The organism is Leucobacter komagatae (genome assembly GCF_006716085.1).
Lineage (GTDB): Bacteria > Actinomycetota > Actinomycetes > Actinomycetales > Microbacteriaceae > Leucobacter > Leucobacter komagatae.
This window is the reverse complement of the sequence record NZ_VFON01000001.1, coordinates 516,252-542,799: the sequence shown is the minus strand read 5'-3', so window position 1 is coordinate 542,799 and position 26,548 is coordinate 516,252. Positions and strand designations below refer to the sequence as shown.

General features: G+C 66.0%; 21 protein-coding genes and 3 tRNA genes. 16 read left to right on the top strand and 8 right to left on the bottom strand.

The window, feature by feature from the left end; translation table 11 throughout:
* Positions 1 to 51: 51 nt before the first annotated feature.
* The 5 genes from dnaG to FB468_RS02430 all read left to right on the top strand — a co-directional run bounded on the left by dnaG (position 52) and on the right by FB468_RS02430 (position 3,678).
* A complete protein-coding gene (dnaG, locus tag FB468_RS02450; RefSeq protein WP_141885940.1) occupies positions 52 to 1,905 on the top strand; it encodes a DNA primase in 1,854 nt (617 codons plus the stop codon).
* A gap of 12 nt (positions 1,906 to 1,917) precedes the next feature.
* Complete coding sequence (locus FB468_RS02445; RefSeq protein ID WP_141885939.1) at positions 1,918 to 2,763, top strand: ATP-binding cassette domain-containing protein; 846 nt, start codon at positions 1,918 to 1,920, stop codon at positions 2,761 to 2,763.
* 73 nt (positions 2,764 to 2,836) lie between these two features.
* A tRNA-Asn gene (locus FB468_RS02440) sits at positions 2,837 to 2,909 on the top strand.
* A gap of 58 nt (positions 2,910 to 2,967) precedes the next feature.
* Entirely contained in the window at positions 2,968 to 3,501 is a 534-nt protein-coding gene (locus FB468_RS02435) for a gamma carbonic anhydrase family protein (RefSeq protein WP_141885938.1), read from the top strand.
* 103 nt (positions 3,502 to 3,604) lie between these two features.
* Positions 3,605 to 3,678 (top strand) — tRNA-Gly (locus tag FB468_RS02430).
* A 98-nt stretch (positions 3,679 to 3,776) separates the two neighbouring features.
* On the opposite strand, the gene FB468_RS02425 is transcribed toward FB468_RS02430, so the two are convergent.
* Positions 3,777 to 4,928 (bottom strand): IS1249 family transposase, encoded by a 1,152-nt coding sequence (locus FB468_RS02425; protein WP_141885937.1) that lies wholly within the window; start codon positions 4,926 to 4,928, stop codon positions 3,777 to 3,779.
* Positions 4,929 to 5,325: 397 nt separating this feature from the next.
* On the opposite strand from FB468_RS02425, the gene FB468_RS02420 reads away from it, so the two are divergent.
* From FB468_RS02420 to clpX, 5 genes are all read left to right on the top strand, one after another.
* A tRNA-Pro gene (locus tag FB468_RS02420) sits at positions 5,326 to 5,400 on the top strand.
* Between the two features lie 60 nt (positions 5,401 to 5,460).
* On the top strand, positions 5,461 to 7,005 hold the full coding sequence (tig, locus tag FB468_RS02415) for a trigger factor (RefSeq protein WP_141885936.1): 1,545 nt from the start codon (positions 5,461 to 5,463) through the stop codon (positions 7,003 to 7,005).
* 160 nt (positions 7,006 to 7,165) lie between these two features.
* The gene (locus FB468_RS02410) at positions 7,166 to 7,750 is read left to right on the top strand and encodes an ATP-dependent Clp protease proteolytic subunit (protein ID WP_141885935.1); all 585 of its coding nucleotides are present in this window, start codon (positions 7,166 to 7,168) and stop codon (positions 7,748 to 7,750) included.
* Positions 7,751 to 7,771: 21 nt separating this feature from the next.
* Entirely contained in the window at positions 7,772 to 8,443 is a 672-nt protein-coding gene (locus tag FB468_RS02405) for an ATP-dependent Clp protease proteolytic subunit (protein WP_246055706.1), read from the top strand.
* Between the two features lie 129 nt (positions 8,444 to 8,572).
* Positions 8,573 to 9,844: an ATP-dependent Clp protease ATP-binding subunit ClpX gene (gene clpX / locus FB468_RS02400; RefSeq protein WP_141885934.1), complete on the top strand. Its 1,272-nt coding sequence runs from the start codon at positions 8,573 to 8,575 to the stop codon at positions 9,842 to 9,844.
* 16 nt (positions 9,845 to 9,860) lie between these two features.
* Here clpX and FB468_RS02395 read toward each other — a convergent pair whose 3' ends face one another.
* From FB468_RS02395 to valS, 3 genes are read right to left on the bottom strand one after another with little or no spacing between them, the layout of a single operon-like run.
* Positions 9,861 to 10,352, bottom strand: coding sequence for a hypothetical protein (locus FB468_RS02395; protein WP_141885933.1), 492 nt, complete (start codon positions 10,350 to 10,352; stop codon positions 9,861 to 9,863).
* Position 10,353: 1 nt separating this feature from the next.
* Positions 10,354 to 10,683 (bottom strand): Fe-S oxidoreductase, encoded by a 330-nt coding sequence (locus tag FB468_RS02390; RefSeq protein ID WP_141885932.1) that lies wholly within the window; start codon positions 10,681 to 10,683, stop codon positions 10,354 to 10,356.
* 34 nt (positions 10,684 to 10,717) lie between these two features.
* The gene (gene valS, locus FB468_RS02385) at positions 10,718 to 13,303 is read right to left on the bottom strand and encodes a valine--tRNA ligase (protein WP_141885931.1); all 2,586 of its coding nucleotides are present in this window, start codon (positions 13,301 to 13,303) and stop codon (positions 10,718 to 10,720) included.
* Positions 13,304 to 13,490: 187 nt separating this feature from the next.
* On the opposite strand from valS, the gene FB468_RS02380 reads away from it, so the two are divergent.
* The gene (locus FB468_RS02380) at positions 13,491 to 13,964 is read left to right on the top strand and encodes a MarR family winged helix-turn-helix transcriptional regulator (protein ID WP_141885930.1); all 474 of its coding nucleotides are present in this window, start codon (positions 13,491 to 13,493) and stop codon (positions 13,962 to 13,964) included.
* Positions 13,965 to 14,043: 79 nt separating this feature from the next.
* Positions 14,044 to 15,030, top strand: a complete 987-nt coding sequence (locus FB468_RS02375) for a diaminopimelate dehydrogenase (RefSeq protein ID WP_141885929.1) — start codon at positions 14,044 to 14,046, stop codon at positions 15,028 to 15,030.
* Between the two features lie 99 nt (positions 15,031 to 15,129).
* On the opposite strand, the gene FB468_RS02370 is transcribed toward FB468_RS02375, so the two are convergent.
* The 3 genes from FB468_RS02370 to FB468_RS02360 are packed head-to-tail and all read right to left on the bottom strand — an operon-like array spanning position 15,130 to position 18,367.
* Complete coding sequence (locus tag FB468_RS02370; protein ID WP_141885928.1) at positions 15,130 to 16,041, bottom strand: glycine betaine ABC transporter substrate-binding protein; 912 nt, start codon at positions 16,039 to 16,041, stop codon at positions 15,130 to 15,132.
* 53 nt (positions 16,042 to 16,094) lie between these two features.
* Positions 16,095 to 17,012: an ABC transporter permease gene (locus FB468_RS02365; RefSeq protein ID WP_211359065.1), complete on the bottom strand. Its 918-nt coding sequence runs from the start codon at positions 17,010 to 17,012 to the stop codon at positions 16,095 to 16,097.
* Positions 17,009 to 18,367, bottom strand: coding sequence for a quaternary amine ABC transporter ATP-binding protein (locus FB468_RS02360; protein ID WP_141885927.1), 1,359 nt, complete (start codon positions 18,365 to 18,367; stop codon positions 17,009 to 17,011). Before FB468_RS02360 ends, FB468_RS02365 begins: the two co-directional genes overlap by 4 nt.
* Before the next feature lie 503 nt (positions 18,368 to 18,870).
* On the opposite strand from FB468_RS02360, the gene ileS reads away from it, so the two are divergent.
* The 4 genes from ileS to ndk all read left to right on the top strand — a co-directional run bounded on the left by ileS (position 18,871) and on the right by ndk (position 24,536).
* On the top strand, positions 18,871 to 22,242 hold the full coding sequence (gene ileS / locus FB468_RS02355; protein WP_141885926.1) for an isoleucine--tRNA ligase: 3,372 nt from the start codon (positions 18,871 to 18,873) through the stop codon (positions 22,240 to 22,242).
* A complete protein-coding gene (locus FB468_RS02350; protein ID WP_141885925.1) occupies positions 22,239 to 23,582 on the top strand; it encodes a bifunctional folylpolyglutamate synthase/dihydrofolate synthase in 1,344 nt (447 codons plus the stop codon). Before ileS ends, FB468_RS02350 begins: the two co-directional genes overlap by 4 nt.
* The gene (locus tag FB468_RS02345) at positions 23,579 to 24,040 is read left to right on the top strand and encodes a DUF4233 domain-containing protein (protein WP_141885924.1); all 462 of its coding nucleotides are present in this window, start codon (positions 23,579 to 23,581) and stop codon (positions 24,038 to 24,040) included. Before FB468_RS02350 ends, FB468_RS02345 begins: the two co-directional genes overlap by 4 nt.
* Before the next feature lie 79 nt (positions 24,041 to 24,119).
* Positions 24,120 to 24,536 carry a nucleoside-diphosphate kinase gene (gene ndk, locus FB468_RS02340; protein ID WP_141885923.1) on the top strand — a complete coding sequence of 139 codons (417 nt, stop codon included), beginning with the start codon at positions 24,120 to 24,122 and terminating at the stop codon, positions 24,534 to 24,536.
* A gap of 118 nt (positions 24,537 to 24,654) precedes the next feature.
* Here ndk and ilvD read toward each other — a convergent pair whose 3' ends face one another.
* Positions 24,655 to 26,514 carry a dihydroxy-acid dehydratase gene (ilvD, locus tag FB468_RS02335; protein ID WP_141885922.1) on the bottom strand — a complete coding sequence of 620 codons (1,860 nt, stop codon included), beginning with the start codon at positions 26,512 to 26,514 and terminating at the stop codon, positions 24,655 to 24,657.
* Between the last annotated feature and the right edge of the window lie 34 nt (positions 26,515 to 26,548).

Below are 26,548 nucleotides of genomic sequence, written 5' to 3'. Positions count from 1 at the left end.
CCGCTGCGCCCTGAGCGAGCACCCGGCGCCGCAAAGACTAGACTGGGAGCCATGGCGGGTCGGATCAAAGCAAGCGATGTAGAGGAAGTGAAACGCCGCACGAACATTGCCGACCTGGTTGGCGATTACGTCGCGCTGAAGAACGCCGGCATCGACTCGATGAAGGGGCTCTGCCCGTTCCACGACGAGCGCAGCCCAAGCTTCCATGTGCGCCCAGCGCTCGGCTACTTCCACTGCTTCGGCTGCGGTGAATCTGGCGATTCGATCAGCTTCGTGCAGAAGATGGACCACCTCTCGTTCGCTGAGGCGGTTGAGCGGCTCGCCGCCCGCACGAACTACGTGCTCACCTATGAGGAGGGCTACGAGCGGCGCGAGGACGGGCCGAACAAGGCGCGCTTGCTTGCCGCGAATCAGGCGGCGAGCGAGTTCTACCGCGCTCAGCTCATGGGCGAGGAAGCCCAGACGGCGCGCGCGTTCCTTGAGCAGCGCGGCTTCGCCCAGGCATCTTGGGACCAGTTCGGCGTCGGGTACGCCCCGCGTGGCTGGGACGGCCTCACGGGTCACCTCAAGAAGCTTGGCTACACCCCGCAGGAGCTCGTGCAAGCCGGCCTCGTGTCCGAGGGGCAGCGCGGCGTCTATGACCGCTTCCGCGGCCGCGTCGTCTGGCCCATCCGAGATACGAGCGGTCAGACGCTCGGGTTCGGTGCGCGAAAGCTGTACGAGGACGACAACGGGCCGAAATACCTGAACACGCCCGAGACGCCGGTCTACCACAAGTCACGCGTGCTCTACGGGCTCGACCTCGCCAAGAAAGCGATTTCTCGCGGCGGGCGCGCGATTATCGTTGAGGGCTACACCGACGTTATGGCATGCCACCTTGCGGGCGTGGAGGACGCGATTGCGACCTGTGGCACCGCGTTCGGCAAAGAGCATATTTCGATGCTGCGCCGCGTGATGGGCGACGACTCAGCGGCCGAGGTGATCTTCACGTTCGACCCGGACGAAGCGGGCCAGAAGGCCGCGCTGCGCGCGTTCGGCGAGGAGCAGCGCTTCACCGCGCAGACCTACGCCGCCGTCGCGCCAGACGGCTACGACCCGGCTGATCTCAGGTTGCACCGCGGTGACGACGCCGTGCGCGAGCTGTTCGACAAGAAGATTCCGCTGTTCGAGTTTGCGCTCAAGCAGGCAATCGGCCGATTCGACCTGAACTCCGTCGAGGGCCGCGTGTCTGCGCTCAGGCAGGCGGCACCGATTGTCGCCGGAATCAAGGATCCGGGAATGCGCCCCGGGTACACGCGCGAACTTGCGCGCATGCTCGGCATGGACCTGAGCGAGGTGCAGTACGCCGTGCGCAACACGCAGCGGCAGGCACCCACCGAGCCCGACTACCCTGCCCAGGGCCCCGACTTCGACCGCGAGCCGGCGGCGCCAAAGGTGTCGCTCGCGACGCTCCGCTCAGACCCGTCGGTCTGGCTCGAGCGCGACGCAATCATGGCCATGATTCAGCAGGGCCCGGCCGTGGGCGCAGAGCTGCTCTCGCAAGCGGTGACCGCCCAGGTGACCGAACCGCACCTGAGGGTCGTGCGCGACGCGCTCAGCACGGCGCTGCCGAGCCTCGCGGGCGGGTCATGGGTTGAGGCGATCCTTGAGGCGACGCCGCCGAGCCACCAGGGGCTCGTACGAGAGCTCGCGATTGCCTCGATGCCGCAGCGCGACCCGGCCCTGCTCCCGGAGTATTCTCGCGAGGTGGTGATCTCGCTTCTCGACCGCGACCTCGTCTCGCTGAAACAGGAGCTGCTCGCACGAATGCAGCGCATCGGTGACTCGACGAGCGAGGCCTCCCGCCGAGTGCAGCAGCAGCTCGCCGCGCTGGAGAACGCCCGCCGCGGGCTGCGCCACGACTAGTAAGGTGAGGTTGTGGCTCATCCAAACCTTGAAGCAGACCCAGTCCTCTTCACCTCAGACCTGTCGTTGAGATACCCCGCGCACGCAGGTGGACGCGCCTTTCAAGCGGTCGAGGGCGTGAGCGTTGAACTGCCGCGCGGGGGAGTGCTCGCCGTGCTTGGCGAGAGCGGCTCGGGTAAGTCGACGCTCACCCGGTACCTGGCGGGCCGCGGGGCCGACGGCGACAAGAACGCGCGGATCAAGGCTGTAGGCGGGGTCGGCCGATCCCTCGACATGCCGCTTGAGCGGCTCTCGCGGCGGTCGCGCTCGCGACTGACGGCGTACGTTGGCCACCTGGCACAGGACGCGGGCGCGACGTTGACGCCCGAACTCAACGTTGGCGACGTGCTCTTCGAACCGATCCAGGAGCGGGTTCGCAACTTCGACCGGGCGCCCCTCGGGGAAGTCGTTGCCGAGATGATGGATATCGTCGCGCTTCCCCTCGCAAAGCTCCAGGAATACCCCTACGAGCTGTCAAAAGGACAGCGGCAGCGCGTCGCCGTGATGCGATCGCTCATGCTCGACCCTCGGGTACTCATCGTCGACGAGCCAACGCTCGGCGTCGACGCGAACAACAGGCCAAAGATTGTCGACCTGTTGAAGTGGTACCGAGAGCGCACCGGTGCCTCAATGGTGCTCGTGAGCCACGACATCGGAATGCTCGAAGCGCTGGCTGAGGAGGTCATTGTGCTGCAGCAGGGGCGCGTTGTCGGGCGCGGTGACATCAACACGATCTTCCGGCGCACCGAGCACGACTACGTGAGGCGCCTCGCCGACGCGCTGCGCTCGACCGCGTACGACGAGATCGCCGAGGAGTAGACGCGCCCGGGGTACTGCGATTTGCGTGGCTCGCGAGACCATTGGTACGCTTAACGGGTTGCTGCGGCAATATTCCCCTGTAGCTCAGTTGGCAGAGCGCTTGACTGTTAATCAGGATGTCGCTGGTTCGAGCCCAGCCGGGGGAGCAGCAAAGGCCCTTACTCTTGGAGTGAGGGCCTTTTTGTTTACCCAAGGGAGTGTGTCATGACGAATCAGCACGGCCAGATCATCGCGGTAGAACCCTACGGCGCGCCCGACATCGACGAAAGCGTCTGGCTTGCGCCCGGCGCAATCGTCGTCGGCGCCGTCACGATCGGGCGCGATTCGAGCGTCTGGTACAACGCGGTTGTCAGGGGCGACTCTGACACCGTGACCATCGGGGAGCGCACCAACGTGCAGGACGGCGTCGTGATCCACACGTTCCGGGGCCAGGGCACGGTGATCGGAAACGATGTCTCCATGGGGCACAACGCGGTGGTGCACGGCGCCACGATCGAAAACGGTTGCCTCATCGGAATGAATGCGACGGTGCTGAATGACGCCCGTGTCGGAGAGGGCAGCCTCGTCGCCGCCGGGGCCGTCGTGCCCCAGGGGATGGTGATCCCGCCGCACTCGCTGGTCGCTGGTGTGCCCGCGCGCGTCGTCAGGGAGCTGCGCGAGGCCGACCGTGAGGCGGTCCGGCTGAACTCCGAGGTGTATCTCACCTACACCGACAACCACCGGGCAGCCACGAGCTAGCGGCACCGGGCGAGACGCGCCGGAGCGCTACCGCGTTCGCGCGACGCGTCGAAGATGGAGTATGCTCGTTGAGTCGCGCAAGCGCCAGACCGCACGCCGGTCCGGGGATGTAGCTCAATGGTAGAGCCTCAGTCTTCCAAACTGATTACGCGGGTTCGATTCCCGTCATCCCCTCCACAAGCCCCTCACCTAGGTGAGGGGCTTTTCGTTGTCAGCGGCTCTGTGCGCTCTGCAGGGGGCCTATAGGACAAAAAGTGTGTAAACCGTTGGGCGTGTCAGGTCCGCCCTCCCCATCCTTTGCGTAGCCAGAGGCCTTCGCTGGCGTCAAGGCCGGTGCCGTAGAGCTCGGGGCTCGGGTCTGGTTCCGTGAACCGGGGGCGTGGGTTCACTGGCGGGTTGATCACTTCGTGCGTGATGAACGAGTGCGCGGTCTGGAGCAGTCCTGCTTGTTTTAGAGCGAACCATTCCGCGACGCGTTTCTGATGGACGGTGGGCATTCCGCGATGGAATCGGAGGAGTGTTTTCAGGACCGAGTTGAAGGCTCCCTCGAGGCCGCTCGTGGTTCTGGGGATATCGATCTGAACGAAAGTGAACAGGTGTCCGCGGCGTTGGATCTCGGTGAGGAGCCGGTACGCCTTCCGAAGCCGGTCGTGGGTGTACCACCACTGTTTCCCGGTGGGTGAGTCCCATGACCCGTCCTTGAGTCTGCGCCTCGCGTACGAGCGTTCACGAGTGAGGCGTCCGTAGATCGAATGCCAGGCGTTCAACCGCTTGAGCCAGCCGAGAGCGTCCTCTGGCGTTTGTACTTGTGAAAGCTGTTTTGTGAGCGCGAGGAGCGTCTGCCCAGCAACGGTGCGGGGTCTCCAGGTGAGATGGGTGCGTATGTTCATCAGGACGTGGAAGATGCAACGCTGCACGCGCGTATCCGGCCACACTGTTTTGAGTGCCGCGTTCAGGCCTGGCCCGCCATCACACACCACCACGAGTGGGGCAGGGATCTGCGCGAACAACGCACCCCACGCGGCCTGGGTTTCGGTCGAGCACCACTGGAACGCGAGCGGGGTGAGGTCCTCATCGAGCGCGACCAGGAGACACCATCCACCAACGTACGTTCCGTCCACGATCACGCACCTCGGCGGTATCGTCACGGTCGGGAGCGTTGGCCTGATTTGCCAGCACCATTCGATCTCCCGGCGGAAGGTTCGGTCTGAGACTCGTTCCGCGGCTTCGGCTTGTGAGTCCTTGCCCAGGAGCCAGGACAGGAACCGGTCGAGGGTGTGCCGGCGGGTGAGGTCTGCCCGTTTCCTGGTTGAGGAGCTGCCGCAGTTCAGGCATCTCCAGCGCCTGGTTCCCGCGCTCGTGAAACCGTTCTTCACGAGCGCGTTGCCGCATACCAGACAGGTGGACGAGTTGGTTGTTTTCGGCACGGTTAATGGTGCCGGGGTATAGCGAACCTCGTACTACGGCATGCTGGTGCGGGTAGATCGGGATTCGTTACACACTTTTTGTCCTATAGCCCCTGCAGGGGGCGCGGCCCGCTGCCAGTCACTCCCGCTGCAAGGGCGCGGCCCGCTGCCAGACACAACCAATGCAATCGGCGTTCAGTAGGTCGGGAGCGCCCTACAGCTGCAGATCCTGTGAGGATCACAGTTCTACGCACCGAGAGCGCCAAAGTGACACTCCCGGAAGTGTCGGCCAGCCGCGTGTTTGCACCGAAATCACGGGCATTTGCCGCGCATGCGGTGCCCGGTGTGCTGATTCGCTTCGGTTTGGACTAGGATTGGTCAGGTTGCGCGCATCGTGCGCAGCTCGAGACGACAGTCTCGGGGCGTAGCTCAGCTTGGCTAGAGCGCCCGCTTTGGGAGCGGGAGGTCGCAGGTTCGAATCCTGTCGCCCCGACAAGGGTCCAATGGCCCGACGCAGGCTGATTGCAGCATGATCCGACGATGAGAGGCCAAATTGCCGAAGACGAAAGCTGAGAAGCTCACACCGACCCGCACGAAGCTGACCGTTACCGTCACGCAGGATGAGCTCGCGCCCTACCTGAAGAACGCGTACAAGTCGATCGCCGAGCAGGTCTCGATCCCCGGCTTCCGCAAGGGCAAGGCCCCCGCGCAGATCATCGATCAGCGCTTCGGCCGCGACTCGGTCATTTCCGAGGCTGTCAACCACTCACTCGACGACTTCTACCAGGCAGCTGTTGCCGAGGCCGAGGTTCGCCCGATGGGACGCCCGACCGCCGACATCGAGAAGATGCCCGAGGCTGCAGACGCTTCGAGCGAGCTCGTTCTGCTCTTCGAGGTTGAGGTGCGCCCCGAGTTCACCCTTCCCGACTACAACGGTCTCGCGATCACCGTCGACGAGGCAGAAATCGATGAGGCAGCTGTCGAGACTGAGCTCACGAGCCTCCGCGAGCGCTTCGGCACCCTCGTGACCGTCGACCGTCCCGCCAAGACCGGTGACTTCGTTGAGCTCGACCTCACCGCGAAGGTTGACGGCAAGGAAGTTGACCAGGCGAGCGGTGTCTCGTACGAGGTCGGCGCAGGCAACCTCCTCGCGGGCACCGACGAGGCTGTCGAGACCCTCACCGCAGGTGAGACCACGAACTTCACCTCGCAGCTGCTCGGCGGCGAGTACGAGGGCCAGGACGCAGAGGTCGAGCTCACGCTCACCGCTGTGAAGGAGCGCGAGCTCCCCGAGGCCGACGACGAGTTCGCGCAGCTCGCCAGCGAGTTCGACACCATCGCCGAGCTCCGCGAGAGCCTCAAGGATCAGGTGTCGCAGGCATCGGTCTTCGCGCAGGGTCGCCAGGCTCGCGACATCTTCACCGAGACGCTCATCGAGCAGGCCGGGATCCCGATCTCCGAGGAGCTCGTTGAGGAAGAGGTGCACCGTCACCTCGAGGGCGAGGGCCGTCTCGAAGACGACGAGCACCGCGCAGAGGTTCGCGTTGCAAGCGAGAAGCAGATCCAGATGGAGCTGCTGCTCGACGCTATCGCCGAGCGCGAGGACGTCACTCCGACGCAGAACGAGCTCTCCGACTACATCTACCAGTCGGCGCAGCAGTACGGCATGGAGCCGACGCAGTTCCTCCAGGCAATCAGCCAGGGCAACCAGCTTCAGGTGATCCTCGCTGAGGTCACCCGCAACAAGGCCCTCGCTGTCGCGCTCGGCAAGGCGACCGTCACCGACAAGGCCGGCAAGGCAGTCGATCTCGGCGCATTCGTCGCGGTTGACACCGAGGACGAGGCAGAGGAAGGCGCTGAGGCGCCCGAGGCTGCTGCAGAGAAGCCCGCCAAGAAGGCTCCCGCGAAGAAGGCAGCGGCAAAGGCCGACGACGCTGAGAAGCCCGCCAAGAAGGCTCCGGCCAAGAAGGCCGCGGCCAAGGAAGACGCTCCTGCAGCTGACGCCGACGAGGAGGCCAAGAAGGCAGCTCGCTCGGCCGCGGCAAAGAAGGCAGCCGCGACTCGCGCCGCAAAGAAGGCAGCCGCCGAGGAGAAGTAACTCCTCGCGCAGTCAACGAAGAATCCCCGGCCACTTCGGCCGGGGATTCTTCGTTTCCAGCGAACATAGCCACCTGGGGCAACGCCCACGGCGAACACGCGAGCGAACGCGTTTCGCAGTCGATACTCTCGAATCAAGCAACTTACGAATGGAGCGCCGAATGGCTGAACAGTCGCCCGTGAATAGCGTGTTCGACCGCCTGCTGAAAGACCGAATCATCTGGCTCGGTTCCGAGGTGCGCGACGACAACGCAAATGAGATCTGCGCAAAGATCCTGCTCCTCGCGGCGGAGGATCCGGAGGCGGATATCTACCTCTACATCAACTCGCCTGGTGGGTCGATCACCGCAGGCATGGCAATCTACGACACGATGAGCTTCGTGCCGAACGACATCGTCACCGTCGGTATCGGCATGGCGGCCTCCATGGGCCAGTTCCTGCTCACCGCCGGCACCAAGGGCAAGCGGTACATCACCCCGAACGCACGCGTGCTGCTGCACCAGCCGCACGGCGGATTCGGCGGCACCGCGAGTGACATTCAGACGCAGGCGCAGCTCATCGTCTCGATGAAGAACCGCCTCGCGGAGATCACCGCGAAGCAGACGGGCAAGACCGTCGAGCAGATCAACGAAGACGGGGATCGCGACCGCTGGTTCACAGCAGAGGAAGCGCTCGAGTACGGCTTCGTCGATTTCATCAGGGACACCGCTACCGAGGTTGTCGGCGGCGGCGGCACGAGCAAGTAGTCGATAGGAAGACACGAAACAATGACGAATCTCTACATGCCGCAGGGCGGCTCAGCAGATCGCATGATGCCCGACTCGCGTTACGTTCTCCCGACGTTCGAAGAGCGCACCGCCTACGGGTTCAAGCGTCAGGATCCCTACGCGAAGCTGTTCGAAGACCGCATCATCTTCCTTGGCGTTCAGGTTGACGACGCTTCGGCCGATGACGTGATGGCGCAGCTGCTCGTCCTGGAAAGCCAGGACCCGGAGCGCGACATTACGATGTACATCAACTCGCCCGGTGGCTCGTTCACCGCGATGACCGCGATTTACGACACCATGCAGTACGTTCGCCCGCACATCCAGACGGTGTGCCTCGGCCAGGCAGCGTCGGCGGCAGCCGTGCTGCTCGCAGGCGGCACCCCGGGCAAGCGCCTCGCGCTGCCGAACGCGCGCGTGCTCATCCACCAGCCGTCGAGCGGCCAGGGCGGACACGGCCAGGCTTCGGACATCGAGATCCAGGCGCGTGAGATCCAGCGCATGCGCGAGTGGCTCGAAGAGACGCTCTCGAAGCACTCGAAGCGCTCGATCGAAGAGGTACACAACGACATCGATCGCGACAAGATCCTGAGCGCGCAGGAGGCGTTCGAGTACGGTCTCGTCGATCAGGTGCTGACGAGCCGGAAGAATCCGCAGCCCGTCATTACTCAGTAGCGGAAACGCTCGATAACGGTGTGATCACAAGCTGACGGCGCGCGGCCATTTCCGGCGGCGCGCCGTCAGTCTTTGTCGGAGGTCGCTACTAGGCTCGAAGCATACATGCGACGCAAGGAGGGTTCGGACATGGCGCGTATAGGCGAAAGCAGCGAGGTACTGAAGTGTTCGTTCTGCGGAAAGTCTCAAAAGCAGGTCGCCCAGCTCATCGCTGGCCCGCAGATCTACATTTGTGATGAGTGCGTCGCGCTCTGCAACGAGATCATCGAGGAGCGGCTCTCTGAGCATCAGCCGGCCGAGCCGAGCGACTTTACGCTGCATAAGCCCCGCGAGATTGCAGGCTTCCTCGACCAGTACGTGATCGGGCAAGACCGGGCCAAGCAGTCGCTCGCGGTCGCCGTGTACAACCACTACAAGCGCGTGCGGGCTGCGAGCGCCATCACGAGCGCCGAGTTCGCGACCGAGCAGGTCGAGATCGCAAAGTCGAACATCATGATGATCGGCCCAACCGGCTGCGGCAAGACCTACCTCGCGCAGTCCCTCGCCCGCCAGCTCGGAGTTCCCTTCGCCGTCGCCGATGCGACGGCGCTCACGGAAGCCGGTTACGTCGGCGAGGACGTCGAGAACATCCTCCTGAAGCTGCTGCAGGCAGCCGACTTCGACGTCCAGCGAGCCGAGACCGGCATCATCTACATCGACGAGATCGACAAGATCACCCGCAAAGCGGAGAACCCGTCGATCACGCGTGACGTGTCGGGGGAGGGCGTGCAGCAGGCGCTGCTCAAAATCCTGGAGGGCACCGTCGCCTCGATCCCGCCGCAGGGCGGGCGCAAGCACCCGAATCAGGAGTTCATTCAGCTCGACACGACGAACGTGCTGTTCATCGTCGCCGGCGCGTTCTCCGGGCTCGAAGAGATCATCGCTCAGCGGCTCGGCAAGGGCGGCATCGGGTTCGGTTCCCCGATGGGCAGCAACCGCAACGAGTCGGAGCTGTTCGCCGAGGTGCAACCCGAGGATCTCCACCGCTTCGGCCTCATCCCCGAGTTCATCGGTCGACTTCCCGTGATCGCAACCGTGGACCCGCTCGACACCGACGCGCTCCAGCGTATCCTGACCGAGCCGAAGAACGCGCTCGTCAAACAGTTCCAGCGCATGTTCGAGCTCGACGACGTTGAACTCGAGTTTGAAGACGCAGCACTCGCGGAGATCGCGAACCTTGCCGTTGCGCGAAAGACTGGGGCCCGAGGGCTTCGCTCAATCCTCGAAACGGTTCTTGGGCCCGCAATGTTTGACGTGCCCTCGAACGACGACATCACGAAGGTCGTCGTGACGCGCGAGGCCGTGCTCGAAGAGGCGCCGCCACTCATGGTGACGTCGCAGAGCGGGCGCGAAAGCGCCTAACAGGCGGCGCTGGAGGTCAGCCGACGCCCTGGGTGATGTCGTAGCTCAAGAGTACGGCGTCGCCCTCGCCCGGCATCGTCACAGCCGACACCGCAAGTTCCGCGGACGTCAGCGTCGCTGCGCGACCGCCATCACCGGTCTCGACCTCGTCTGAGACAGTAAACGCGGAGCCAGTGACGACGGCGTCCCAGAGCGCGTCAGCGGCCTCGGATCCATCAGCGCGCAGCACGAGGTACCACGTTCCGCCGTCGCGGCTTCCCGCGTCGTCAACCGTTGCCCCCTCAGGGACGACGAATGCCGCCGGGAACCCCTCTGGGAGCTCCTGAGACTTCTCATAGGCCTCATCGGGGTTCGCCTCGGGCCAACTCCCGCCCTCGGGCTCGACCTTCTCGGTGAGGTCACGCCCGTCGGGAGCCACGGTGCCGGGCTCCGGAGCGCAGCCGGCGAGGAGGCCCGCAGCAAGCGCGAGCGTGAGTGCGCCAGTCGCGGCGCGAGTGATCGTCGTCATGTCAGCTCAACCAATCGTCGTCGTCTGCGTCTGCGTCGTTCGCATCTGCGCCGTTTGCGTGACCTGCGCCTGCCCCGTCCGGCGCAGTGCCGCCGATCGCACGCTCAGTGACGCGCCCCGCGGCGTCAACGCCGATGTCAGCTCGGAGCACACCGGCTCCGTCGACGAGCTCGACGCGCGGTCGCCCCTCAAGCCAGGTGAGGGTCCAGGAGCCGGCGGGTTCGTTCCCGCCGAACACCCCGGACTCTGCCGCAGAGATAGCGGCGTGCAGCAGCTCGGGTACGCCATGATGAGGCGGCTGACCCGCTTGCCAACGTGACCCGAGCTGCATGCGATCCTGCTTTCCTTGTTCCAGTGTGCCGAGGCTACTCGGCTGCTTCGACCGTGATCTCGGCGACGTTCACCTCGGCGACGTCGGCGGCCTCGATCCTGAGCTCAGCGATCCGACCCACGTCAGCGAGGTCACTCGCGGCGAGCTCGAGCCGGGCCGCATCTGCCGCGGGGGCCTGGATCACCGCGAGCGTAACCGGGGTGCGCTGCGAGACCTTCGCGTCGGTCTTCGCCCCGCGAACGCCAATGAGCGCGCCGCCGACGAGGGCGAGGAGGCCCGCATCAGCGTCGCTCCCGATGAACTCGTCGAGCTCGGTCGCGGTCGGCCATGACGCGGTGTGCACCGAGCCCTCTTCGAACCACGACCACACCTCTTCGGTTGCGTAGGGGAGGAACGGCGCGAGCATGCGCACGTAAACCGAGAGCGCGGCGCGCAGGGTCGTGACCGCTGACGCCTGGGCCTGGCCGGTGCCGCCGTGGGCGCGCTCTTTGACGAGCTCAAGGTAGTCGTCGCAGAAGGTCCAGAACGACGACTCGGTGAGCTCGAGCGCGCGGGCGTGATCGTAAGACTCGAAGGCGCGCGTCGCGTCTGCAATCATGCCTTGGAGGCCAGCGAGCATCGACCAGTCGAGCGGCTCCGAGACTGTTCCGGCCGCGCTCGCATCGAACGAGAGCGTGAACTTCGCCGCGTTCAGAAGCTTGATCGCAAGGCGCCGGCCAATCTTGATCTGTGTCGGGTTCTGCGGGTCGAACGAAGCGTCGGTGCCGAGCTTTGCCGACGCAGCCCAGTACCGCACCGCGTCAGAGCCGTGCTGATCGAGCATGCCGGCTGGCGTAACGACATTGCCCTTCGACTTCGACATCTTCTTGCGGTCGGGGTCGAGAATCCAGCCGGAGATGCCGGCGTGACGCCAGGGCAGCGTCCCCGACTCGAGCTCGGAGCGGAGCAGCGTTGAGAACAGCCAGGTTCGAATGATGTCCTGGCCCTGCGGGCGCAGATCGAACGGGTAGACGAGGTCGTACAGCTCTTCGTCGCGCTCCCAGCCGCCAGCGAGCTGCGGGGTGAGCGACGACGTCGCCCAGGTATCCATGACGTCGACCTCGCCCTGGAAGCCACCGGCCACGCCCCGCTGCTCGGCTGTGTAGCCGGCGGGGACGTCGCTTGACGGGTCAACGGGCAGCTGGTCGGCTGCCGGGACGATGGGCTCGTCGAAAACGGGGTTGCCGTCGGCATCGAGCGGGTACCAAACAGGGATCGGCACGCCGAAGAAGCGCTGGCGCGAGATCAGCCAGTCGCCCGAGAGCCCCTCGACCCAGCTCTCGTAGCGCACCCGCATGAAGTCGGGGTGCCACTCGAGCTCCTTGCCATGGGCGAGCAGCCGCTCACGGAGGGCCTCGTCGCGGGCACCGTTCTTGATGTACCACTGGCGGGTGGAAACGATCTCGAGCGGCTTGTCACCCTTCTCGAAGAACTTCACGGGGTGCGTGATCTTGCGGATCTCGCCTGTCAGCTCACCAGACGCCTGGAGCAGTTCGACCATCGTCTGCTTCGCGCTGAACACGGTCTTGCCAGCGAGCTGGGCGTACGCCTCGCGCCCCGACTCCGACGTGATCGCCTCGGGCGCTTCGCTAATAACGCGACCGTCGAAGCCAAGGATCGCGCGGTTCGGGAGGTCGAGCTCGCGCCACCAGATCACGTCGGTGACGTCACCGAAGGTGCAGATCATCGCGATGCCTGTTCCCTTGTCCTGCTTCGCGAGGTGGTGCGCAACGATCGGCACCTCAACGTCGAAGATCGGGGTGCGAACCGTGGTGCCGAAGAGCGGCTTGAAACGCTCATCGTCGGGGTGCGCAACGAGCGCGACGCACGCGGCGAGCAGCTCGGGGCGCGTCGTGTCGATGAGAATGTCACCGGAGCCGTCAGACTTGTGGAAGGCGAGGGTGTGGTAGGCGCTCGGCTGCTCGCGATCTTCAAGCTCCGCCTGGGCGACGGCCGTGCGGAAGGTGATGTCCCAGAGCGTCGGGGCCTGAGCCTGGTACGCCTCACCGCGCTCGATGTTCCGCAGGAACGCGAGCTGCGACGCGCGCAGCGACTCTGCACCGATCGTGCGGTAGGTCTGCTTCCAATCGACCGACAGGCCGAGGGTGCGCCACAGCGCCTCGAACTGCTTCTCGTCTTCGATGGTCAGCTGTTCGCACAGCTCAATGAAGTTGCGGCGCGAAATCGGCTGCTGGTCGGCGGCCTTGACACTCTTGCCGTCGCCGCCATCGTGCGGCGGAACGAAGTCTTCGACATAGGGCAGCGACGGGTCGCAGCGCACACCGTAGTAGTTCTGCACGCGGCGCTCGGTCGGCAGGCCGTTGTCGTCCCAGCCCATCGGGTAGAACACGCGCTTCCCGTTCATGCGCTTGTAGCGCGCAACGGTGTCGGTGTGCGTGTAAGAGAACACGTGGCCGACGTGCAGCGAGCCCGAGGCCGTCGGCGGGGGAGTGTCGATGCTGTAGACGTCGTCGCGTGAGGCACCGTCGCGGTCAAACGCGTACGTGCCCGACTCTTCCCAGATCGCCCCCCATTTTGATTCGAGTCCCTCGAGTGCCGGCTTGTCAGGAATCGCGCTCATTACGTGGGCTCCGTTTTCTCGACGAGACACGCACACAGGCGATCTGGTCGGGGTTCGATGTGGACGGCACCGCGTGAGCGAGTCGATCGAAGATCGGCTCTGGTGCCTGAAGGGGTATCCCGTAAGTCTATCGTTTCGGCCAAAGCGATGGTAGATCAGTTGCGCGCAACCTATATAGACTGCCAGCATGCGAGACATCGAACGGCAGATGCTGAGCGCGTTCGCGACGGTCGCCCGGCAGTGGGGCGCCGTCCCCATTGACGGGCACATTGCAGAGCGCATCGGCCTAGACATTGAAGACAGCGAGATCCGCATCATCTACATGCTTGGCGCACGCACGAGGGAGCTGCGGCCCGGGGATGTTGCCGAGGAGCTCGGGGTGACACGGCCGACGCTGTCGAAGTCACTCACCCGCCTCCGCAATGCGAGCCTCATCGAGAGCGCGGTCGCACAGGAGGACAAGCGGTCGATCTATCTCAGGCTGACGGCGGCCGGGAAAGACGCATATCAGCGACTCATCGACATGGGCACTGGCCTCGTTCGTGCGGCGAACGACGACCTCACGAAAGACGAGATGCGCACCATCCGCGACTTCCTGGACCGCTTCACCGAGCAGCTCGGGGGCCCAGCGCCGCTCGATCTGCCGCCCGAGGCCAGGTAACACGGCGACACGTCACCCCTCCGGCCCTTTACGATGGACACGTCGCGGATTCCACTAACCCGCGGCAGGAGGAAGAGCTATGACAGACCGCATTCGCGTCGGCATCGTCGGCTACGGCAACCTTGGCCGCGGCGTAGAAACCTCTATTGGGCTGAACCCTGACCTCGAACTCGTTGGGGTGTTCAGCCGGCGCGACCCCTTAAGCGTTACGACAGCTTCGCCGGATACGAAGGTCTACGCAATCGCCGACCTCGGGGACTTTACGGGCAGCGTCGACGTGCTGATCCTCTGCGGCGGATCGAAGAGCGATCTGCCCGAACAGACGCCAGAGCTTGCCGCCAACTTCACGGTGGTCGACAGCTTTGACACGCACGCGAAGGTACCCGAGCACTTCGCCGCCGTTGACGCGGCCGCGGTCGCAGGCGGAAACGTCGCCGTGATCTCGACTGGCTGGGACCCGGGCCTGTTCTCACTCAACCGACTGTTTGGTGAGGCGATCCTGCCGCAGGGCAACACCTATACGTTCTGGGGCCGGGGCCTGAGCCAGGGCCACTCCGACGCGCTGCGCCGGATCCCGGGCGTTGCGGGCGCGGTGCAGTACACGCTGCCGTCGGAAGACGCGATCGGCCGCGTGCGTGCGGGAGAGAACCCCGAACTCACCACGCGCGAGCAGCACGACCGCGAGTGCTTCGTCGTTCTTGAGGATGGCGCTGACGCAGACCTGATCCGCGAGACGATCGTGACGATGCCCGACTACTTCGAGCCGTACGACACGACCGTGCACTTCATTTCGGCAGAAGAGCTCGCCCGCGACCACGCGGGCATGCCGCACGGTGGCTTCGTATTCCGTTCGGGGGAGTCGTCGCCCGGCGTCACCCAGACCATCGAGTACCGACTCGCGCTCGATTCGAACCCCGAGTTCACGTCGAGCGTGCTCGTCGCCTACGCGCGGGCAGCGGCGCGTCTCGCGGCGGGGGGCGCGAAGGGCGCGCACACGCCGTTCGACATCGCACCCGGCCTGCTCTCGCCCAAGTCGCCCGAGCAGCTGCGCGCAGAGCTGCTGTAGCGCGGGCAGAGCTCCTGTAGCCCTGCGATAGGCCGAACCACGACGGCGGGCCGCCCCACACCGCGAGGTGGGGGCGGCCCGCCGCTTGCGGTGACAGACCTACGCGATGAGGCCGGGGTAGGCGTCGGCGTTGTCCTTCAGCCAGGCCTGCACGGCACCCTTCGGGTCGTCCTTGTACTCGTCGCCCGTAATGAGGCTCTCGAGCGCGCCGTAGGCATCGTCGTCGAGCTTGATGCCCTTGATGTAGTCGGCGGCCTCCGGGAACTCCTCGGCGAACCCGAGCTTGCCGAGGAAGTGCAGCCCCTCAGTTCCGCCCATCGCCCCCTTCGGGTCCTGTAGATCCTTCACGGGGAAGGCGGCGTTCGCCCAGAACGGGCGCCAGAGCGTGACGACGACGTCTTCCTTCGCGTCGATCTTCGACTGGAGCGTCGCGAGCATCGCGCCGGTCGACGAGGTCACGAGCTCATACTCCGAGCCGAGGCCGTACTCGGGCAGCATGACGTCTTGCGTCTGCTTGGTGAGGCCTGCGCCGGGCTCGATGCCGATGATCTCGCCGCCGAACCTGTCGGCCTTACCCTTCAGGTCCTCGATCGAGTTGATGTCGTCCATGTAGTCGGGCACTGCGATGGTGAGCGATGCGCCCTCGTAGTACGAGCCGAGGTCTTCGATCTTCTCTCCGAACTGCTCCATGTACTGGGCGTGCGTGGCCTCCGACCAAGCGGAGGGATACATATCGAAGTCACCGTTCGCGAGGCCCGCGTAAATGACGGCCGCGTCGGTGAGCTCCTCCATCTCTACGGTGTAGCCGAGCTTGCCGAGCTGGTCCTCAAGGAGGTACGCGGTGCTCAGGCCGTCGGTCCAGCCGGGGAGGAAGCTCAGAGTGATGGTGTCGCCTCCCTCGCCGCTTCCGGAACCACCCCCATCGTCGGTCGCTCCATTCGTGCAGCCCGCGAGCGCGAGGCTTCCCGCCGCAGCGAGTGCGATGGCGGTTGTGAGGTGACGCTTCTTCATGGTTTCCTTTCGTCCGCACCGAGGTGCGGGTTGGGGTGTGGGTCAGATAGGTCTCAGTTGGCCGCGGCGGGCTCGAGGCGAGCGGCGCGCTGCCGCGCGTTCCGCCTGCGCCCGAGTGCGCTGCGGAGCGAGTGGGTGAACTCGCCAGGAGTGCCGAGCGCGGCGGTGAGCCGGTCGAGGAAGACGGCGAGGATCACGACGGCAAGGCCCGCCTCAACGCCCTTTGCGATGTTGAGCGTCGCGAGGGCCGAGACGACCTCCTTCCCGAGGCCGTTCGCGCCGGCCATACCGGCGATGACCGCCATCGAGAGGGCGAGCATGATCACCTGGTTGATTCCGGCGAGGATCGTCGGCATCGCGAGGGGCAGCTGAATGCCGCGCAGGATCTTGCCCGGCGTCGAGCCGAACGCGTGGCCAGCTTCGACAGTCTCGGCGTCGACGCCCCGGATCCCGAGTTCGGTAAAGCGAACGCCTGGAGGCAGCGCGAAGAGCACGGTGGCGAACACGCCGGGCACAAACCCGACCGCAAAGAACGTCACCGCCGGGATCAGGTAGACGAGCGCTGGCATGGTCTGCATGAAGTCGAGAATCGGTCGGATGACGGCACTAAACCCGTCGGACTTCGCGGCGAGGATGCCGAGGGGAACTCCGATAAGCACCGCAATGATGGTCGCGATCAGCACGAGCGCGAGCGTAAACATCGCGTTCTCCCACTGCGCCATTCCGATGATGAGCGTGAGCGTGAGCGCCGCCCCGACGCCAAACTGCCAGGAGCGGACTGCCCATCCGAGCAGCGCGAGCACGATGATCAGCAGGGGCGCGGGCACCGCGAGCAAGCCGTCTGCGACGCCCTGCACGAGCGCCTTCACAACAAGTGAGATCACATCGAGCGTGCCGTCGAACGTTGCTTTGATCCAGTCGAACGCGGCGGCAACCCAGCTACCGATCGGGATCCGGAAGAAGTCGTTCACAGTGCGCCCCCTTCCGTCGTGGCGAGGTCTCCGACTGCGGGGGACCCCGTGCCGCCGGTAGCCTCAAGCGTCGCGGTGATGATCGCGCCCGGCACGTCCGGTGTCGGCTCGATGATCGGGATCTCGGTTGTCATCGTCGGGAGGTTCGTGAGCGAGGCGAGCAGGGTCACGCGAGGGACGACGCCGATGAGGCGATCCTGCTCGTCGACGACCGCGACGGGAAGCGGGCTCTCCACCGCGAGCTCAAAGAGCTCGGCGATCAACTGGTCGGGGGAGACGATCGAGGGGGTCGGCTTCAGCGCGTCGCTGATGTTCGTGCCACCGTCGCGCACGAGGCGCAGCATGTCTTTGTCGCGGACCACCCCGATGAGCTTGCGGCCCGCCGACGTCACGAAGCACGCCGAGGTCTGCAGGTCGCGCATCGCCTTGAGTGCAGCGCGGGGCCCCGCCGACGCCGGGACGACGGCGCGCGGTGGCTCCATGACGTCGCCCGCGGTGAGCACGCGCGCCCGATCCACGTCCTGTACAAACTGCGCGACGTAGTCATTCGCGGGGTCCGTGAGAATGTCGTTCGGCGTGCCCAGCTGCACGATGCGCCCGTCGCGCATGACCGCGATTCGGTCACCGAGGAACATCGCCTCGTTGAGGTCGTGCGTGATGAAGACGATGGTCATTCCCAGCTCTTGCTGCAGTTCGACGAGCAGCTCCTGCATCTCGCGCCGGATGAGCGGGTCGAGGGCCGAGAACGCCTCGTCCATGAGCAGGATCCGGGTGCCGGCCGCGAAAGCTCGGGCGAGCCCGACGCGCTGCTGCATGCCGCCGGAAAGCTCGCCGGGGAGCGAGTCTGCCCAGCCGTCGAGCCCGACACGGCTCAGCCAGCCGCGGGCTCGTTCACCCCGCTCCTCGACGGGCACGCCCTGAATCTCCAGACCGTACGCGGCGTTCTCGAGCACGGTGCGGTGCGGGAAGAGGGCGAAGTGCTGAAACACCATCGCCATCTGCTCGCGGCGAACCTTGCGCAGCTCTGCCGCGCTCATGCCGACGATCTCATGGCCAAAGACGCTGATCGATCCGTCGGTCGTGTCGCCGAGTCCGTTGAGGAGGCGGATGAGTGTCGATTTGCCTGAGCCTGAGAGGCCCATCACGACGAAGATTTCGCCGACGCGGACGTCGAAGCTTGCGTCGATCACCGCGGCGGTGCCGAACGGCTTCACCTCCTCGCGGCTCGCGCCGGCGCGGAGGCGCTTTGCGGCCTCCTTGGGTCGCCGGCCGAAGACTTTGGTTGCGTGGTCGACCGAAATGGCAATTTCGCCCGGCTTCGCGTCGGCCCCCTGGCCGACATTTTGGTGAGACATGTTCCTCCTGTGCGGTGTTTGCCGCGTTGTGCGGTCTATCCGCCGGGTTTTTGGCGCTCCAAGTACCGCCTCGGTGAAGCGGTGATTGAACCGAGAACCCTCCTTCGACGCTAACCCCGATCGCCCACCAATTGTTCACACGGTTTTCACAGATAACTGCTCGAATCCTGCGGGGATCAGGCATAACGCCAAATTACGGTTGTTACCGATTCGTTACCCAAAGGCTGCAGAATCGCGTTCATAATGTTCTGCCGCGTTCACCGAGTTCACCCGCGGCCCAGCAAAACCGGGCTAGAATAGGCGTATCGACTGTGAACCGGCCATCACCGGGGAGTCTCTGGAAGAACGGCCACCCTCGGGCGGCTCACTAGAACCAGACGGGTGGCCCGTTACAGCTCAATGAAGTGGCGCTCCATGAGCGCAAGCCGGGTGGTACCGCGGGATGCGAATCGATTCGCACACTCGCCCCAGCGTGAGAATCGCGTGATGAGAAGGTACCCCCTATGAGCTATCCCAAGCAGACGACCGGCGAGACCGCGGGCGTCGCATTCGGCGTGAATCCATCTCCGCGACTTCCCGAGGTTGAGCAGCGAGTGCTCTCCTACTGGGACGCGGACGACACGTTCCGCGCCTCCATTGCGCAGCGCGAGGGCTGCGACGAGTGGGTCTTCAATGACGGTCCCCCGTTCGCGAACGGCCTGCCCCACTATGGCCACCTCCTCACCGGCTACGCGAAAGACGTCTTCCCACGCTTCCAGACGATGCGCGGGAAGAAGGTCGAGCGGCGCTTCGGCTGGGACACCCACGGGCTGCCCGCCGAGCTTGAGGCGATGAAGCAGCTCGGCATCACCGAGAAGAGCGAGATCGAGGAGATGGGTGTCGCCGCGTTCAACGCGAAGGCCCGCGAATCCGTGCTCCAGTACACCAAGGAGTGGGAGGAGTACGTCACCCGCCAGGCGCGCTGGGTCGACTTCGAGAACGACTACAAGACGCTCAACGTCTCCTTCATGGAAAGCGTCATCTGGGCCTTCAAGCAGCTCTACGACAAGGGCCTCGCCTACGAAGGCCAGCGCATCCTGCCGTACTGCTGGCGCGACGAGACGCCGCTCTCGAACCACGAGCTGCGCATGGACGACGACGTGTACCAGGAACGCCAGGATCCGTCGGTCACCGTCACCTTCCCATTCCGCGGCGCCCGCGCCGACGAGCTCGGCCTCTCGGGCGTGCGCGCCCTCGCCTGGACGACGACGCCGTGGACGCTGCCGACGAACGCCGCTCTCGCTGTCGGCCCCGACATCGCGTACGTCGTCGTGCCCGCTGGCCCCGCCGGCGGCTCCGACGGCGCGGCCGCGGGGGAGGCGAGCTACCTCATCGCGCAGGATCTCGCGGGGAACTACGCGTCAGACCTCGGCTACGAGTCTGCTGACGAGGTTCGTGCCGCCGTCACGCGCACCCTGCAGGGCGCCGAACTGTTGAACGTCGAGTACGCGCCACTCTTCGACTACTTCGCGGACACCGAGACCTGGGGCACCGACAACTACTGGCGAGTGCTCGTCGATGGCTACGTCACCGTCACCGACGGCACCGGCATCGTCCACCAGTCGCCCGCGTACGGCGAGGACGACCACCGCCTCACGACCGCCGCGGGCATGCCGACGATCGTGAGCCTCGACGAGGGCGGCCGCTTCATTAGCGCGGTCACCGACGTGGCCGGCGAGCTGTGGATGGACGCGAACCGCCCACTCATCCGCATGCTCAAGGCCTCCGGTCGCCTGCTGCGCGAGCAGAGCTACCTGCACTCGTACCCGCACTGCTGGCGCTGCCGCAACCCGCTGATCTACCGCGCGGTCTCGAGCTGGTTCGTGCGCGTCACGGAGATCAAGGACCGCATGCTTGAGGTGAACGAGGAGATCGAGTGGGTCCCCGCAAACGTCAAGCACGGCCAGTTCGGCAAGTGGCTTGAGGGCGCGCGCGACTGGTCGATCAGCCGCAACCGCTACTGGGGCAGCCCGATCCCAGTGTGGCAGAGCGACAACCCGGAGTTCCCGCGCGAGGACGTCTACGGGTCGGTCGCGGAGCTCGAGGCCGACTTCGGCGAGCTCCCGCGCAACGAGGCAGGCGAGATTGACCTGCACCGCCCGTACATCGACTCGCTCACCCGGCCGAACCCGGATGACCCGAGCGGCAAATCGACGATGCGGCGCATCGAAGACGTGCTCGATGTCTGGTTCGATTCGGGCTCCATGCCGTTCGCCCAGGCGCACTACCCGTTCGAGAACGTTGAGTGGTTCGAGAAGAGCCAGCCCGCCGATTTCATCGTCGAGTACATCGGCCAGACCCGCGGGTGGTTCTACGTGCAGCACGTGCTCGCGACGGCGCTCTTTGACCGCCCGGCGTTCAAGAGCGTCATCAGCCACGGCATCGTGCTCGGCTCCGACGGTAACAAGATGTCGAAGAGCCTGCAGAACTACCCCGACGTGAACGAGGTCTTCGATCGCGACGGCTCCGACGCGATGCGCTGGTTCCTCATGGCATCGCCCGTCGTGCGCGGCGGCAACCTCATCGTGACCGAGGAGGGCATCCGCGAGGGCGTCCGCCAGTTCATCCTGCCGCTCTGGAACAGCTGGTACTTCTTCAGCCTGTACGCGAACGCCGACGGCGTCGAGGCCGAGCGTCGCGTCGACTCGACCGACCCGCTCGACCGGTACATCCTTGCGAAGACGGGCACGCTCGTGCGCGAGGTCCAGGCGCACCTTGACGGGCTCGACACGACCTCTGCGGCCGAGACGCTCCGCGCGTTCGCCGAGGTGCTGACCAACTGGTACGTGCGTCGCTCGCGCGACCGCTTCTGGGAGGGCACCACCGGCGAGAACGGAAAGCCCGCAAACAAGCAGGCGTTTGACACGCTCTTCACCGTGCTCGAGACGCTCGCGCGCGTCGCCGCGCCGATGGCACCCCTCGTCACCGAGGAGGTATGGCGCGGCCTCACTGGTGGCCGTTCCGTGCACCTCACCGACTGGCCCGACGCTTCCGAGTTCCCCGTCGATGACGAGCTCGTCGCCGCGATGGACGAGGTGCGCCAGATCACCTCGCAGGTGCTCTCGCTGCGCAAGGCGCACAAGCTGCGCGTGCGCCTGCCGCTCGCGGAGCTCACCGTGGTCACGTCGCGTCCCGCGGCGCTCGAGCCCTTCGCCGACATTCTGCGCGATGAGCTCAACGTCAAGCAGGTGCGGCTCGTCCAGGAAACCGAGTCAAGCGCGGCCGAGAACGGCATCGTGCAGACGCTCGCTGTGAACGCGCGCGCCGCGGGGCCCCGCCTCGGCAAGCAGGTGCAGGCCGCGATCAAGGCGGCGAAGGCCGGTGACTGGAGCGAGGAGAACGGCGTGATCGTCGCCGGCGGCATCGCGCTTGAGCCCCACGAGTATGAGCTCACGCTGAAGGCGGGCGCGGGCGCCGAGGATGGCGGCCCCGCGATCACGCTCATCCAGGGCGGCGGGTTCGCGATCCTCGAGACTGCGACTACGCCAGAGCTCGAGGCCGAGGGCATCGCCCGCGATGCGATCCGCGCGATCCAGGAGGCCCGCAAGGCCGCCGGGCTCGACGTGAGCGACCGCATCGTGCTCGCGCTGAACGCCGAGCCCGCGCACGCGGCCGCGCTGCAGACGCACGCGGCGCTCATCGCGGCAGAAACGCTCGCCGAGGGCATCGCCGTGCAGGAGGCGATCGGGATCGACGCGATCGTAGACGACCTGCAGTCTCCGGGTGGCGGGGTGTTCATCACCGGCGCAAAGGCGCTCGGCGTCGAGAAGGCGCCGGTCGTCATCACCATCGACGTCACTGGTCTCGACGCACCCGAGTCGGGAGACGCGCGATGAGCGGCACCGCAGCGAAGGTGTACGAAGAGCTCCTCACCCGCGTCGGCGAGGCGAACCCGCGCCCGCGCATCGAGCCGGTGCGCCGCCTCGCCGAGCTCGCCGGGTCGCCCCAGCTCTCGTACCCGGTCATCCAGGTCGCCGGCACGAACGGCAAGACGTCGACGAGCCGCGCGATCGAATCGCTGCTGCGTGCCCACGGGCTGCGTACCGGGCTCTTCACGAGCCCGCACCTCGTCGACTTCACCGAGCGCTTCCAGATCGACGGCCAGCCGATCGCTGAGGCCGCGCTCGCCGAGGCCTGGGACGAGTTGCGGTTGCCGCTGCAGCTCGTCGACTCCGAGCTTGAGGGTGCCGGGCACGGCCGCATCACCTTCTTCGAGGCCCTCGCGGTACTCGCGTTTGTCGCGTTCGCTGATGCGCCCGTCGAGGTCGCGGTCATCGAGGTCGGGATGGGCGGTGAGTGGGACGCGACGAACATCGTCGACGCCCAGGTCGCCGTCTTCACCCCGATCGGCCTCGACCACACCGAGCACCTCGGCCCGGACACGCAGACGATCGCGCACACGAAGTCGCTCATCATGAAGGCCGGCAGCACCGCCGTGACAGCGGAGCAGGATGTCGACGCGCTCGGCGAGCTCGCCGACACCGCTGCGAACCTCGGTGTGCGGCTCTACGCGCAGGGCCGCGATTTCAGCCTCGCCGAGGACCGCCTGGCGGTTGGCGGCAGGCAGGTCGACGTGGTCGGGATCACGGGTCACCAGTACGACCCGGCCTTCGTGCCGCTGTACGGGCAGCACCAGGCGGAGAACGCGACGCTCGCGATCGCCGCGGTGGAGGCGTTCTTTGGTGGCGAGCGGCCGATCCCTGAGGAGGTCCTCGACGAGGGGCTCGGGCAGCTCACCTCGCCGGGCCGCCTGCAGCTCATCGGCACCGACCCGATCGTCTACGTCGACGCTGCCCACAACCCGCACGGCGCCGAGGCACTCGTGCGCGCCGTCACGGAGTCGTTCGCCTTCGAAGAGCTGGCGATCGTCACCGGCGTGCTCGAAGAGAAGGACGCGCACGGGCTGCTCGAGACGCTTGCCCCGATCGCCCACCAGGTCTTCGTGACCGCCGTCGACTCGCCGCGGGCCCTCCCTGTTGAAGAGCTCGCCGTGATCGCGGAGTCGGCGATCCCGGATACGCCCATCGAGGAACTCGCCTCGCTTCCGCTCGCGCTCGAACGCGCGCGAAGCTGGGCGGGGGAGTCGAACTCCCGTGCCGTGCTCGTCGTCGGCTCTGTGCTGCTCGCGGGCGAGGCCATCACCCACTCACGCTCGGAGAACTGGGGGACCGCATGACCACCACACCCGGCCAGCCGCAGGACGGATCCGACGAGGAGCTCGTCCTCTCGCCATCGGAGGCCGCCGCCCACAACTCGGCGATGCGCATCTCTGGCGCGACGAAGGGTGAACGCTCCACGCGCAAGGCGCTCGCCTCGATCGTGCTCGGCTTCGAACTCATCATCGTTGTGCTCATCGGGCTGACGATCTTCGGCCTCGGCATCACCGACCCGCGCTGGCTCGGCCTGGTGATCGGCGGGGTGCTCGCGCTCCTGTGCGTCGTGTCGCTCGCGACGATCCGCTTCGGCGAGGTCGGGATCCGGCTGGGCTGGGTGACCCACGCGCTCATGCTCGCGACCGCCTTCATCCTGCCCGCCGCGCTCTTTGTCGGCGGCATCTTCACGGCGCTGTGGGTCTACTGCATCGTGCGCGGCGGGAAGATCGACGAGCAGAACGCGGCGCTCCGCGCCCAGTAGGGGTAGGGGCTGGCGCACCGCCAGCTCGCCCCCTCACTAGACTGAATATCGCAGAACACACCACTCGAACAGGAGCCTCATGTCCACCGAGCAAACACTCATCCTCGTCAAGCCTGACGGAGTCGCCCGCGGGCTGACCGGCGAGATCCTGCGCCGCATCGAAGCGAAGGGCTACACGATCACCGGCCTGCGCATGCTGACCCCGAGCCGCGAGCTGCTGGCCGCGCACTACGAGGAGCACGAGGGCAAGCCGTTCTACGAGCCGCTCATCGAGTTCATGAGCTCAGGGCCCGTCGTCGCTGTCCGCGCGGAGGGCGAGCGCGTTATCGAGGGCTTCCGCTCGATCGCGGGCGCGACCGACCCCACAGTCGCCGCTCCCGGCACCATCCGTGGCGATCTCGGCCGCGACTGGGGCCTCGCCGTGCAGCAGAACCTCGTACACGGGTCGGACTCGACCCTCTCGGCTGAGCGCGAGCTCGGCCTCTGGTTCGCGTAACCGCTCGACTGCGGCCCGGCAGCCACTAAACCGCATCATCCCCCCCGAAACCACCCGTTCCTAACCGTAGTTAGGGGGGGTCGCCTCGGGGGGATGATGCGTTTTGGCGGCGTACGGCCTAGATGGTTTCGGGGATCACCCGCACGGCACCCTTATCGGCAGACTGGGCGAACGCGGCGTACGCTCGCAGCGCGTCTGAGACGTGGCGCACCCTGTTCTTCGGCCGGTAGCCACCGGCGGCCTCGAGTGCGGCCCGGCGCCGCTCAAGCTCGGCCTCGGGAACGTCGAGCGTGAGCGCCCGCGTCGGGATATCGATCGAGATGGTGTCGCCATCCTCCACGAGCGCGATGATTCCGCCGCTCGCTGCCTCGGGAGAGATGTGGCCAATCGAGAGACCGGAGGTGCCGCCCGAGAAGCGGCCGTCGGTGATGAGCGCACACTTCTTGCCGAGCCCGCGCCCCTTGAGGAACGAGGTCGGGTACAGCATCTCCTGCATGCCAGGCCCGCCCTTCGGGCCCTCGTAGCGAATCACAACGACGTCGCCCTCGTTCACCTGCTTGTTGAGGATCTTCTCGACCGCCTCGTCCTGCGACTCGCACACGACGGCCGGACCCGAGAACGTCCAGATCGACTCGTCAACGCCAGCGGTCTTCACGACAGCGCCGTCGACGGCAATGTTGCCGCGCAGCACCGCGAGGCCGCCGTCCTTCGAGTAGGCGTGTTCGACCGAGTGGATGCAGCCGTTCTCCTGATCAAGGTCGAGGTCTCGCCACCGCTCGGACTGCGAGAAAGCCGTCGACGAGCGCACCCCGCCGGGCGCCGCGTGCCAGAGCTCGAACGCCTCGTCGGAGGCCTTGCCGCCCCGCACGTCCCACTCGTCGAGCCACTCGCCGAGGGTCTGCGAGTGCACGGTGTGGACGTTCTCGTCGAGCAGGCCGCCGCGGCGCAGCTCGCCGAGCAGCGCGGGGATGCCCCCGGCCCGGTGCACGTCCTCCATGTAATAGGTCTTGCCGTTCGCGACGTTGGGCGCCACCTTCGCGAGGCAGGGCACGCGCCGCGAGACTGCATCGATCTCGTCGAGGCCGAAGTCAACGCCCGCCTCGTGGGCTGCGGCGAGCAGGTGCAGGATCGTGTTCGTCGACCCGCCCATCGCGATGTCGAGCGCCATCGCGTTGCCGAACGCCTCGGGCGTCGCGATGTTGCGGGGGAGCACGCTGTAGTCATCGTCGTCGTAGTGACGCCGGGTGATCTCCACGATCGTCTTGCCGGCGTTTTCGTACAGCGCCTTGCGCGCGGTGTGGGTCGCGAGCGTCGAACCGTTGCCCGGGAGTGACAGCCCAATCGCCTCGGTCAGGCAGTTCATCGAGTTCGCCGTGAACATGCCCGAGCACGACCCGCAGGTCGGGCATGCCGACTCCTCGATCTTCAGCATGTCCTCGTCGGAGATCTTGTCGTTGACGGCGTCGGAGATTGCGTCGACGAGGTCGAGCGTGCGCACCATGCCGTTCGCGAGCACCGCGCGGCCCGACTCCATGGGCCCGCCCGACACGAAGACTGTCGGGATGTTCAGGCGCAGGGCGGCGAGCAACATGCCCGGAGTGATCTTGTCGCAGTTCGAGATGCAGATGAGCGCGTCGGCGCAGTGCGCCTCGACCATGTACTCGACGGAGTCTGCGATGAGGTCACGTGACGGCAGCGAGTACAGCATGCCACCGTGCCCCATCGCGATGCCGTCGTCGACGGCGATGGTGTTGAACTCGCGCGGGATGCCGCCTGCTTCGATGATTGCGTCTGAGACGATGCGCCCGACCGGGGCGAGGTGCGTGTGACCCGGGACGAACTCGGTGAACGAGTTCGCAACGGCGATGATGGGCTTTCTGCCGAGGTCGGCGCCGTTCACGCCGGCGGCGCGCAAGAGCGCGCGGGCACCGGCCATGTTGCGGCCGTGAGTGACTGTAAAAGAGCGATACGTGGGCATTGTTCCAGTAAGCCACGCCCGCGCGGCTGGCGGA